Raw genomic sequence first — 12108 nt, forward strand, 5'->3', positions numbered from 1 at the left:
GGGATGGACTCCTCTGCCATCGGGGCGGCATGGCGTCAAGTTGCATTTTGCATAATTTACCCTGTATTCCGCAAAAATGTTGTTCATAAACGACATTTCCGGCATCAAGAACATATTCGGACGGCGCCACCACGGCCAAAAGCTCCCGGTTTCGTAGTACAAGCCACGAAAGGCCGACATAGGCCGTTACAAAACAATAAACCTGCACGTACAGGTCCGGAGGAGGCTTGTGATGACCGAGATAATCGCTGCCGAAGCGAGGTTCGAACACGAACGCATCGCCCATTGCCGTACCGAGATGGATGCCTTGCTGCAGTCGGGTCATCACATCGAGGCGGACGCGTCGGCGCCGTTCGACCTGCATCTGAAGCATTTCCGGCTCGGCATGCTGGAAATGTTCGAAGTGTGCGGCTCCGCGCACGTGATGCAGGTGCAGGGCGTCAATGATGGCGCCGCCGTACTGCTGAACGTGGCCGGCAGCGGCTCGTTGAGGCAGGGGCCGCGCGAGGCGCGCCTGCAGCCCGGGTCGCTGCACCTGCTCGACGCCGCCGCTGCGTTCACGCTCCAGCTACCCGAAGAGTTCTGCCATCTGGTGCTGCGCGTGCCGCGTCCCGCGCTGGAAGGGGTGATGCGCGACTGGCGGCCGCTGACGGTGTCCTGTATGGCGTCCTGTTGCGGTTCGGCGGCGGTGTTCGCCGGCACCCTGCGCAGCATCTTCGGCCAGCGCGAAACCCTGGCGCCCTCCGACTTCAAGACCTGCGCCGACGCCTTGCTCGGCCTGCTGGGCGGCATGCTGGCCAGCTTCGCCCGCCAGGTCGGGGACGAGACGTCGTCGGTCGAGGCCTACCATCTCGAGCGGGTCAAGGCTTTCGCGCGTGCCCATCTGGCCGATGCCGAACTGGACGTCAAGCTGATCGCCGCCGAGGTCGGCCTGTCGGCGAGCTATATCCACCGCCTCTTCGCCCGGGGCGCGTCAGCCCGCTGCACGATGACGCTGATGCAGTGGATCACCGCCGAGCGGCTCGACGCCTGCCATCGCGAGCTGTCCGCACCCGGCAGGCTCAAGCGACCGGTCCACCTGATCGCGCAGGAATGGGGCTTCGCCAACCAGGCCCACTTCAGCCGCGCCTTCCGCGCCCGTTTCGGCGTCAGCCCGAGCGACGTCAGGAACGGGCTGGCGCCCTGCTGCAGCGGCGCCGCGCCCTGCACCCAGGGCACGGCGACCGATTGCGCAAACATCGGTTCACTTTCCGGCAAGGCGCGTGCGCGTAAGGGAATTAGACTCGTGCCAAATTTGTAACGATCCAGTTACAGCCCGGAGTCGGCCGCGGACAGTCAGGCGCCCGACCCGAGGCAGAAGCCAAAGGAGGGTGTCCCGCGCGTGCTTGCCGCCAAGGCGGTGCCACGTCCGCTCGGGGTGGTGTTCTCCCTCTGTTTTCACCCGATGGGTGCCGCCGTTTCGCCGGCGGCTGCCGTGATGCGCCGGCATTGCAGGCGAGGAGACGAAGACATGAAAGTTCCCGGTGTATTTCCTGCCCTGCGGGCGATGCTGGCGGCGGTTTCGCTGCTTGCGGCGAGTGTGGCCAACGCCGCGGACGGGCAGCCGGCCCGCCACGCCACCTATGTCGGCGAACAGGTTTGCGTCTCCTGTCACCAGGTCGAGGAATCCCACTTCGGCCATACCCTGCATGCCAAGATCTTCCGCCAGAACCCCAGGAACGATGTCGAGCGCCAGGTCTGCGAAGCCTGTCATGGCCCCGGCTCGCTGCACGCCGAGAACATGGCCGTCGAATCGACCGACCCGGTGGCGCAGGGCGAGGAGGCCTGGGACAAGATCGTCGACAAGTCGCTGATCGTCGGCTTCACCAAGTCCTGGGGCACGCCGATCGACAAGATGAACGGGCAGTGCCTGAGCTGTCACGAAGGCGGCCAGCGCATGCACTGGCCGGGCTCCACCCACGATCTGAACAAGCTCGCCTGCAGCGACTGCCACAACCCGATGGCGCGCTTCTCGGGCACCAGCCTGCTGAAGAAGCAGAGCATCACCCAGGTCTGCGAAAGCTGCCATTCGCAGCAGCGCGCCGAGTTCCGCAAGCGTTCGCACATGCCGGTGCCCGAAGGCAAGATGAGCTGCGCCGACTGCCACAACCCGCACGGCACGGTCACCGCGCCGCTGCTCAAGGCCGACTCGGTCAACGACCTCTGCTACAGCTGCCATGCCGAGAAGCGCGGCCCCTTCATCTGGGAGCATGCGCCGGTGCGCGAGGCCTGCACCAACTGCCACACGCCGCACGGCAGCAACCACGACAAGCTGCTGCAGGTCGCCCGTCCCGCGCTGTGCCAGCAGTGCCATGCCAACACCAACCATCCGTCCGCGTTCTACAACGCCGGACAGCTGGCCGGCAACGAAACCGGGCTCAATTCCCGCGTCATGGGCCGCTCGTGCCAGAACTGCCACACGCAGATCCACGGCAGCAACCACCCGGCGGGTGCCCGCTTCCAGCGCTGATCGGAGGGATACGACATGAACAACGTCAATGCGAATCGCGCGGCCGTCCGTTCCTCCATGCCGCCGCGGGTCCGGATGCTGAGCGTGCTGGTGAGCGGCGCGCTGGTGCTGATGGCAGCCGAGCGGGTGTGGGCGGATTCGGCCGTCGGTGCCGACACCACGCTGGGCAACGCGCTCAACCTGGCGCCGATCAACCCGGTGACGCATACCGGCGGCTACGACTTCGACGGCATGAGCGGCGACCCCCATGCGGCGCGCACGCCGACCGGGCAACTGTACGACCGGCCCAGGGTGCCGACCGACCGTATCCATGACACCGCGGGCGGCTGGCAGTACCTCGGCTTCGTCGAGTTCGGCATCACCCACGTTTCGGGCGACCACCGCGAGCAGGGCTTCAAGCGCTACAAGGACGTCGGCAACGGCGGCTACCTGAGCGCCTTCGGCGTCTCCGCCGAAAAGGCGGATTCGGCCCACTATTTCGAAGTGGTCGGCGGCGGCGTCGATCGTGACGACCAGTTCTACGGCGCCACTTTCGGCCGCTACAACGATTGGCGCGTCAAGGCCTTCTACAACGAAACGCCGCACGTGTTCACGACTTCGTTCCGCTCGCTGTGGGACGGTGCCGGCAGCAAGAACCTGACGCTGAAGCCCGATTCGGGCCTGACGCCCGGCGGCAGCGGCAGCCAGGCGGCCGACAATCAGGCCATCACCGCGGCTGCCCAGGCCAACATGAACACCGAGCTCGGCCTGGTGCGCAAGAAGGGCGGCCTGCGCCTCGACATGACCCTCACCGACAACCTGAAGCTGTTTGCCGGCTATTCGCTGGAGAAGCGTGAAGGATTGCGGCCTTTCGGCTCGGTGTGGGCGGGCGGCGGCGGCCAGATGCAGATGGAGCTGATCGAGCCGATCGACTACGAGACGCACGATTTCGTCGGCGGCCTGTACTACAACGATGCGCTGAACAGCTTCAACCTGCAGGCTTCGGCTTCGCTGTTCCGCAACAACGCCGGCACGCTGAACTTCGAGACGCCGTTCCGGGTGAATGCCGCCGGCGTCGCCGGCGCGACGCCCGGCATGTTCACCAACGGGCGCTTCGATCTCTACCCGGACAACGAAGCCTACAACATCAAGGGCGAGTACGCGCGCAAGCTGCCGGAGCTGATGAACGGCCGCTTCACCGCGGTGGTGTCGATGGGCTCGTCGCGCCAGGACGACAAGCTGATGCCCTACACGAGCTATTCCGGCCTCAGCCCGAACATTGCGTCTTCGGCCAACTGGAACAGCCGGGATGCGCTCAGCCGCCAGTCGGCGGATGCCCGCATCGACACCCGGCTGATCGACCTCGGGCTGTCGCTGAACCCGACCAGCCGCCTGAACCTCAAGGCCAAGGCGCGCTACTACGAAACCCGCAACCACACCGATTACCTGGCGTGCAACCCCAATGCCGAATACAACGACAGCGGCGATGGCACGCCGGGCGGTATCAGCGCTTTCGGCTGCACCGGCGTGTGGGGCCGGATGATCAACGACGGCAGCGCGGTGTCGCTGTACAACCCGGCCGCGCCGAGCGGCAACGTCGTGATCCGCAGCGTGCCCTACGACTACCGCAAGCTGAATACCGGCCTGACGGCAGACTGGCGGCTGGACAGCGGCAGCATCAACGCCGCCTACGAGCGCGAAACCTACTCGCGCGACCACCGCGAACGCAACAAGACCTGGGAAGACAAGTACAAGCTCGGTTATATCAATCGCAGCATCGAGGACACCACGATCCGGCTGTCCTTCGCCCATGACCGCCGCCGCGGCAGCAGCTACCACACCCACCATCCGTATGCGAGCTTCCTGAGCGGCGCGCTGGCGCCGATGCCGGATACCGGCAACGTGCAGTCCTGGGTGCTGCACATGAACAACGGCATGCGCAAGTACGACCTCGCCGACCGTACCCAGAACACGCTCAATGCCCGCCTCAACTACATGCCGCGCGAGGACCTGGACGTCGGCCTGTCGGCCCAGTTGAAGGAAATCCGCTATCCGAGTTCGGATTACGGCCGCGACGGCAAGCACCGGCAGAACTGGTTCAACGTCGATATCGACTGGCAGTACAGCCCGGTCAGCAATTTCTACGCCTTCTATTCCTTCCAGCGCGGCACGCTGGGCCAGACCGGCGTGCCGAGCGGCGGCGGTTCGGGCTGCATCATCGGCAACAACACCAGCATGGGCGTGATCACGCCGGAGAACGCGGAGGACATCTGCCAGAGCCCGAACTCCGGCGCGGTGTTCGTCGCGGCCAACTTCTGGGAACTGGACCACAAGGACCGCAGCGACACGCTGGGCCTGGGCCTGCGCCACGACTTCGGCAAGTTCAAGGTCGACTTCAGCTACACCTACGCCAAGAGCAGGACCGAGATGAAGTACTCGCTGCCGGCGAACCTGGCACCGGCGGCCGCGGCGGCGGCCGGCAGCGGCTTCCCGGACTTGACCACCAGCCAGAACATCTTCGAGGCCAACCTGCTGATGCCGGTGAACAAGACGGTGACCGCCCGTCTGCTGCTGCGCCACGAATACGGCAAGTATCGCGACTGGCACTACAGCGGCCTGCAGTCCGATCCGGTGGCGGTCAACGCGCCCGGCACCGGGGCGCCGACCGCGGTCATCCTGGACGCCGGGCCGCAGAACTACCGTGCCAGCCTGATCGGCCTGCTGCTGCAGGTCAGGCTGTGAGCCGGAACATCCTTCCAGCCGATCGAGATCGCCACCACCGCGCGGTACAGGAGGCAAAGTGAGAATGAAACGTTCGAGAATGATCCTGGCGTCGGCCTGTGCAGGCCTGCTGCTCACCGCCGCCACCGCGTCCGCCGAGGTGATCGGCGACATCGAGCGCGGCAAGGCGCTGGCGGGCGAGATCTGCGTCGCCTGCCACGGTGCGGACGGCAACAGCCCGGTGCCGATGTTTCCGAAGCTCGCCGGCCAGCACGCCGACTATGCGCTGAAGCAGTTGCAGGAGTTCGCCAGCGGGCGGCGCCACAGCGACATCATGAAGCCGATCGTCGAAGGCCTCAGCACCCGCGACATGGCCGACGTGGCGGTGTTCTTCGCCGCGCAGCAGCCCTTGCCGGGCCAGGTGGACGATCCGTCGATGCTCGATGCCGGGCGCCGCGTCTTCAACGAGGGCAACCCCGACCAGGGCGTACCGGCCTGTGCCGGCTGCCACGGCGCCAACGGCATCGGCAACGCGCGCTATCCGCGGCTCGCCGGCCAGTATCCGGCCTACGTGCTCGACCAGATGGCGCAGTTCGCCGACGGCCGCCGCAGCAACGACAAGCGCCTGATGCAGACCATCGCCAGCCGCCTCGGCGAGACCGAGACCCGCGCCGTCGCCGAGTACATCGCCAGCCTGGAGGGCAGCAAATGAGATACGCATTGTCCGCCATGAGCCTGCTGCTCGTGGCCTGTGGCTCGACCGTGGCGCAGACCGGCAGCGCGCCGCGCGCACCGGGGATCGAATCCAGCGGCTACGTGTGGAACCAGCCCGATCCCGACAAGGATGCCGCGCTCGCGCACCGTCCCGACATCGGGCAGGGCAAGATCGCCTACGAAGTCTGCCAGGGCTGCCACCAGCCCGACGGTGCCGGGCGCGCCGACGCCATCTATCCCAGCCTGGCGGGCCAGCACGCCTCGGTGCTGATCAAGCAGATGATGGACGTGCGCGCGGGCCGCCGCGACAACCCGAAGATGCATCCCTTCGTCGGCGAATGGGTGGTGTCGGTCGAGGACGTGGCCAATATCGCCGCCTATCTCAGCCAGTTGCCGATCTCGCTCGACAACGGCAAGGGCAGCGGCAACCGCCTGGCGCGCGGCCGCGAGCTCTACGACAACGACTGTGCCAACTGCCATGGCGACAACGGCGAAGGCCGGGCGGACGAGTTCTATCCGCTGGTGGCGCATCAGCACTATGCCTACCTGTACAAGGAGGCGGTGATGATCCGCGACGGCGAGCGGCGCAACGCCAACCCGAAGATGGTCGCCGTGATCCGCGACTACAGCAACGAGGACCTGAAGGCGGTCAGCGACTACATGTCGAGGCTGGCGCTGCCGGCGGCGGCCGGGCGCTAGTTCCGGAACCATCGCGAAAGGATTTGCGCTTCAGGCGGCGCCGCGCGTTCCGCGGCGCCGCTTGTTGTGGTTCAATCCTGCACCATGCTCGAAGTAGATGATCTCGCCTGCCTGAAAGGCGATCGCCTGTTGTTTCGCGGCCTCGCTTTTCGCCTGCAGGCGGGGAACTGCTGCGCGTCGCCGGCCCCAACGGCGTCGGCAAGACCAGCCTGCTGCGGCTGGTCACCGGACTGGCGCTGGCCGAGGCCGGCGAGGTGCGCTGGCAGGGCACGCCGATCCGCCGCGATCGCGAAGCTTTCCACCGCGAACTGCTCTATCTCGGCCACGCACCCGCGATCAACGACTTGCTGAGCCCGCTCGAGAACCTGCGCTTCGCCTGTGCCGCCGCGGGCGACGGCAGCGACGAGGAGGCCTGTACCCAGGCGCTGGTGCGCATCGGCCTGGCGAACCAGCTCGACCTGCCGGCCCGCGTGCTGTCGCAGGGCCAGCGCCGCCGCGTCGGCCTGGCGCGCTTGTTCCTGTCGGCGCGGCGCAAGCTGTGGGTGCTCGACGAGCCTTTCACCGCGCTCGACGTCAAGGCGGTGGCCGACCTGGCGCAAGCCTTGTCCGATCACTGCGCCGGCGGCGGCATGGTGATGCTGACCACGCACCAGGACGCGCCCTTCGCGGTGGCGCCGCGCGTGCTCGACGTCGGAGCCTACGCATGCTGAGCACCTTCCTCGCCGTGCTGCGGCGCGACCTGCTGCTGGCCTGGCGCGGCCGCGCCGACGTGCTGGTTACGCTCGCTTTCTTCGTCATCGTCGTCTGCCTGTTCCCCTTCGGCGTCGGCGCCGAACCGAACCAGTTGAGGGCAATCGCGCCCGGCGTGCTGTGGGTTGCCGCGCTGCTTGCCTGCCTGCTGTCGCTGCACCGGCTGTTCGCGCAGGACCACGCCGACGGAACCCTGGAGCAGCTTCTCCTGTCTAGCGAGCCTGCTGCACTGTGGGTGGCGGCGAAAGTGCTGGCCTTCTGGCTCAGCACCGGCCTGCCGGTGGTGGCGGTGGCGCCCGGTTTGGCGCTGCTGCTTGACCTTGAGCAAGGCGCCTTGCCGGTGCTGGTCTTAAGTTTGGCCCTGGGGACACCGATCCTGGGTCTGCTCGGCGCCGTCGGCGCCGCACTGACGCTGGGCCTGCGTGGCGGCGGCATGCTGCTGGCGCTGCTGGTGCTGCCGCTGTTCGTGCCGGTGCTGATCTTCGGCGCCGGCGCGGTCGAGGCGGAGGCCTCGGGCACCGGTGCCGCGGCCCATCTGCTGCTGCTGGGCGGCGGCCTGGCGGGTGCGCTGGCGCTGGCGCCGTGGGCCTGCGCGGCGGCACTGAGGATTTCGACGGATTGACGATGAACCCCGCACCGGCGGCAGAGCGGCCGGTGGAACGTACCAACAACGAGTAGTCGACGCATGAATTCACCAGAGCGCAGCCGCAGCATCTTCCGCTTCGCGGCGCCGCACAACTTCTATCCGCTGGCCGGCCGCCTCGCGCCCTGTTTCGCCGCGGCCGCGCTGGTGCTGGGCGTGGTCGGGCTGTGGCTCGGCTTCTTCGTCGCGCCCACCGACGCCACCCAGGGCGAGGTCTACCGCGTGATCTTCATCCACGTGCCGGCGGCCTGGATGTCGATGTTCGTCTATCTGGTGATGGCCTTCTGGTCCGCCGTCGGCCTGGTCATGAACACCCGCCTGTCCTTCATCATGAGCCAGGCGCTGGCGCCGACCGGGGCGATGTTCTGTTTCGTCGCGCTGTGGACCGGCGCGCTGTGGGGCAAGCCGACCTGGGGCGCCTACTGGGTGTGGGATGCGCGCCTGACTTCGCAGCTGCTGCTGCTGTTCCTGTACTTCGGCTTCATCGCGCTGACGCGGGCGATCGAGGATCCGCGCCGCGCCGACCGCGCCGGCGCCATCATCGCCCTGGTCGGGGCGGTGAACGTGCCGATCATCTATTTCTCGGTGCAGTGGTGGAACACCCTGCACCAGGGCGCCTCGGTCAGCCTGAACAAGGCGCCGTCGATGGCGACGACCATGCTGCTCGGCATGCTGGTGATGGCGATCGCCGCCTGGATGTACACCCTCGCGGTGGTGCTGTGGCGGGCACGGTCGATGATTCTCGAACGCGAACGCCACACCGAGTGGGTCGGCGCGGTGCTCGAGCGCGAAGCGCAAGGGGGGCGTGCCTGATGCAGTGGGAGAGCTGGTCCGCGTTCTGGAACATGGGCGGCGCGGCGTATTTCGTCTGGGGCAGCTACGGTGTCACGTTCGCGCTGATGGCGCTGGAACTCGTGCTGGTGCTGCGGCGTCGGAAGGACACCATCACACGGCTGCTGCGCTGGCGGCGCGCCGTCGGCAAGGATTCAGCAAGAGCTTCAGCTAGAGGTTCAGCAAAAGAGGGCGGCGCGTCCGTGCCCGCCATGGAGTCGGAAACATGAAAGCCCGTAGCAAACGTCTGATGCTGGTCGGCGGCGGGGTGGCCCTGCTGGTCGCCGCCGTTGCCCTGGTGCTGAGCGCCTTCCAGCAGAACCTGGTGTTCTTCCATACGCCCAGCGAAGTGGCCGAGGGCAAGGCGCCGACCGGCAAGACCTTCCGCGTCGGCGGCATGGTCGAGGAAGGCTCGATCCGGCGCGAGGCCGACGGCCTGACCGTCAGCTTCGCCATCACCGACACCGCCAGGGTGATTCCGGTGAGCTACCGCGGCACGCTGCCCGACCTGTTCAAGGAAGGCAAGGGCGCGGTGGTGCAGGGCAAGCTGGAAGCCGACGGCACTTTCCGTGCCACCGAAGTGCTGGCCAAGCACGACGAGAACTACATGCCGCCGGAAGCGGCGCATGCAGTGGAGCAGGCGGCCAAGGCCGCGGAAACGGTGAGCCAGTGACATGATCCCCGAACTCGGACACTTCGCGCTCGTTCTCGCGCTCGTTCTCGCCCTGGTGCAGGCCATCGTGCCGATGATCGGTGCCAGCCGCAACCGCCTGGCGCTGATGGCCGTCGGTCGGCCGGCGGCGCAGGGGCAGTTCTTCTTCATCCTGTTCAGCTACGCCTGTCTGACCTGGGCCTTCATCCAGAGCGATTTCTCCGTGCAACTGGCGGCGGCGAACTCGCACAGCGCCACGCCGCTGATGTACAAGATCACCGGGGTGTGGGGCAACCATGAAGGCTCGCTGCTGCTGTGGGCGATGTCCTTGTCCTTATGGACGGTCGCGGTCACGGTGTTCTCGCGCAACCTGCCCGATGCCTTCGTCGCCCGCGTGCTGGGCGTGCTCGGCTGGGTCAGCACCGGTTTCCTGTCCTTCCTGCTGGTGACCTCGAACCCCTTCGAGCGCCTGCTGCCGGCGGTGCCCGACGGCCGCGACCTGAACCCGCTGCTGCAGGACCCGGGCATGATCATCCACCCGCCGCTGCTCTACATGGGCTATGTGGGCTTCTCGGTGGCCTTCGCCTTCGCCATCGCCGCGCTGCTGAGCGGCCGGCTCGATGCCGCCTGGGCGCGCTGGTCGCGGCCATGGACGACGGTGGCCTGGGTGTTCCTGACCGCCGGCATCGCGATCGGCTCGGGCTGGGCCTATTACGAGCTGGGCTGGGGCGGCTGGTGGTTCTGGGATCCGGTCGAGAACGCCTCCTTCATGCCCTGGCTGCTCGGCACCGCGCTGATGCACTCGCTGGCGGTCACCGAAAAGCGCGGCGCCTTCCGCAGCTGGACGGTGCTGCTGGCGATCAGTGCGTTCTCGCTGTCGCTGCTCGGCACCTTCATCGTGCGTTCGGGCGTCATCACCAGCGTGCATGCCTTCGCCACCGATCCGAAGCGCGGCCTGTTCATCCTCGCGCTGCTGGTCATCGTCATCGGCGTGTCGCTGCTGCTGTACGCCTGGCGGGCGCCGAAGCTCGGCGGCGGCGGCAGCTTCAGCCTGGTGTCGCGCGAGACTTCGCTGCTGGGCAACAACGTGCTGCTGTCGGTGGCCTCGGCCTCGGTGCTGCTGGGCACGATGTATCCGCTGTTCCTCGACGCGCTGGGCATGGGCAAGATCTCGGTCGGGCCGCCGTACTTCGAGTCGGTGTTCATTCCGCTGATGACGCCGGTGGTGGTGCTGATGATGTTCGGCCCCTTCCTGCGCTGGAAGGACGACGACCTGGCCAAGGCGGTGCGCAAGGTGGCGCCGGCCTTCGTCGCCAGCGTGCTGATCGGCCTGGGCACGGCCTACGCCGTCGACCACGTCAGCTGGCGCACCGTGCTCGGCCTGTCGCTGGCGGCCTGGGTGGTGCTGGCCAGCATCCTGTTGCTGGCGGGGCGCATCACCGAGCGCGCCGGTGCGGCGATGGGCGCGCGGCTGCGTTCGATCACCGCCGCCTGGTGGGGCATGTGGCTGGCGCACCTCGGCGTCGGCGTGTTCATCATCGGCGTGACCCTGGTCGGCAGCCTGGAATCGCACGTCGACGTCAAGATGCAGAACGGCCAGCATGCCGAGCTCGCCGGCTACACCTTCACCTTCCGCGGCGTGCGGGATGCCGACGGCCCCAACTACGATGCGGCGCGCGCGACCGTCGAGGTCACCCGCGGCGAGCGCGCGATCGCCACGCTGACGCCGGAGAAGCGGCTGTATCTGGCGCAGGGCATGCCGATGACCGAAGCCTCGATCGACATCGGCCCCTTCCGCGACGTGTATGTGTCGCTCGGCGAGCAGATCGAGGACGGCAGCTGGATCGTCAGCATCTACTACAAGCCCTTCATCAGCTGGATCTGGCTGGGCTGCATCATGATGGGCCTGGGTGGCGTGTTCGCCGCCGCCGACCGCCGTTATCGCCGCCTCGCCGCACGCGAGGCGACGGTGGCGGCCAACCAGCGCGTCGCCTGAGCGGCACGGAAGTCTTCCGATGAAAGCAAAATTCCTCGTTCCCCTGATCCTGTTCTTCGCCCTCGCGGGTTTCCTCGCCTTCGGCCTCACGCTGAACCCGCGTGAAGTGCCTTCGCCGCTGATCGACAAGCCTGCACCGGCGTTCAGCCTGGCCCGGCTCGACGATCCCGCCCGGCCCTTCGCGCTGGAGGAAATGAAGGGCCAGGTGTGGCTGCTGAACGTGTGGGCGTCGTGGTGCGTCGCCTGCCGGCAGGAGCATCCGGTGCTGGTGCGCATGGCGCAGCAGAAGCTGGTGCCGGTCGTCGGCCTCAACTACAAGGAAGTGCGCGGCGACGGCGCGATCAACGCGCGCGGCATGGCGCTGGAAGCCGAGACGGCGCTGGCGATCGAGCGGGCGCAGCGCTGGCTCGACGACCATGGCGACCCCTATGTGCTGTCGGTGCTCGACATCGACGGCCGCGTCGGCATCGACTTCGGTGTCTACGGCGTGCCCGAGACTTTCCTGATCGACGGCGAAGGCCGCATCCGCTACAAGCACATCGGCCCGATCACGCCGGAGAGCCTGCAGCAGGTGATCATGCCGAAGATCGAGGAGGTGCGCCGTGCGGGCTGAG

Annotated in this window: 11 protein-coding genes and 1 pseudogene; all 12 read left to right on the forward strand. The window is 67.3% G+C overall.

Annotation, left to right across the window (positions count from 1 at the left end):
- Positions 1 to 232: 232 nt before the first annotated feature.
- On the forward strand, positions 233 to 1300 hold the full coding sequence (locus AAFL97_RS22070; protein ID WP_341646758.1) for an AraC family transcriptional regulator: 1068 nt from the start codon (positions 233 to 235) through the stop codon (positions 1298 to 1300).
- A 210-nt stretch (positions 1301 to 1510) separates the two neighbouring features.
- Positions 1511 to 2509 (forward strand): DmsE family decaheme c-type cytochrome, encoded by a 999-nt coding sequence (locus tag AAFL97_RS22075; protein ID WP_341646759.1) that lies wholly within the window; start codon positions 1511 to 1513, stop codon positions 2507 to 2509.
- A gap of 15 nt (positions 2510 to 2524) precedes the next feature.
- Positions 2525 to 5230: an MtrB/PioB family outer membrane beta-barrel protein gene (locus AAFL97_RS22080; protein ID WP_341646760.1), complete on the forward strand. Its 2706-nt coding sequence runs from the start codon at positions 2525 to 2527 to the stop codon at positions 5228 to 5230.
- A gap of 64 nt (positions 5231 to 5294) precedes the next feature.
- Positions 5295 to 5921 (forward strand): c-type cytochrome, encoded by a 627-nt coding sequence (locus AAFL97_RS22085; protein WP_341646761.1) that lies wholly within the window; start codon positions 5295 to 5297, stop codon positions 5919 to 5921.
- Between the two features lie 17 nt (positions 5922 to 5938).
- Positions 5939 to 6622 (forward strand): c-type cytochrome, encoded by a 684-nt coding sequence (locus tag AAFL97_RS22090; RefSeq protein WP_341646762.1) that lies wholly within the window; start codon positions 5939 to 5941, stop codon positions 6620 to 6622.
- 84 nt (positions 6623 to 6706) lie between these two features.
- A pseudogene (gene ccmA / locus AAFL97_RS22095) lies at positions 6707 to 7332 on the forward strand (cytochrome c biogenesis heme-transporting ATPase CcmA).
- Positions 7326 to 7994: a heme exporter protein CcmB gene (gene ccmB / locus AAFL97_RS22100; protein ID WP_068638583.1), complete on the forward strand. Its 669-nt coding sequence runs from the start codon at positions 7326 to 7328 to the stop codon at positions 7992 to 7994. The pseudogene ccmA and the gene ccmB overlap by 7 nt, the downstream one beginning before the upstream one ends.
- A 63-nt stretch (positions 7995 to 8057) precedes the next feature.
- Positions 8058 to 8828 carry a heme ABC transporter permease CcmC gene (ccmC, locus tag AAFL97_RS22105; RefSeq protein WP_341646763.1) on the forward strand — a complete coding sequence of 257 codons (771 nt, stop codon included), beginning with the start codon at positions 8058 to 8060 and terminating at the stop codon, positions 8826 to 8828.
- Positions 8828 to 9076, forward strand: coding sequence for a heme exporter protein CcmD (gene ccmD, locus AAFL97_RS22110; RefSeq protein ID WP_263461111.1), 249 nt, complete (start codon positions 8828 to 8830; stop codon positions 9074 to 9076). The genes ccmC and ccmD overlap by 1 nt, the downstream gene beginning before the upstream one ends.
- Entirely contained in the window at positions 9073 to 9519 is a 447-nt protein-coding gene (ccmE, locus tag AAFL97_RS22115) for a cytochrome c maturation protein CcmE (protein WP_068638577.1), read from the forward strand. The genes ccmD and ccmE overlap by 4 nt, the downstream gene beginning before the upstream one ends.
- 1 nt (position 9520) lies before the next feature.
- Entirely contained in the window at positions 9521 to 11494 is a 1974-nt protein-coding gene (locus AAFL97_RS22120; protein ID WP_341646764.1) for a heme lyase CcmF/NrfE family subunit, read from the forward strand.
- A 19-nt stretch (positions 11495 to 11513) separates the two neighbouring features.
- Complete coding sequence (locus tag AAFL97_RS22125) at positions 11514 to 12107, forward strand: DsbE family thiol:disulfide interchange protein (protein ID WP_068638573.1); 594 nt, start codon at positions 11514 to 11516, stop codon at positions 12105 to 12107.
- Position 12108 lies beyond the last annotated feature (1 nt).

The organism is Thauera sp. SDU_THAU2 (assembly GCF_038260575.1).
Classification (GTDB): Bacteria; Pseudomonadota; Gammaproteobacteria; order Burkholderiales; family Rhodocyclaceae; genus Thauera.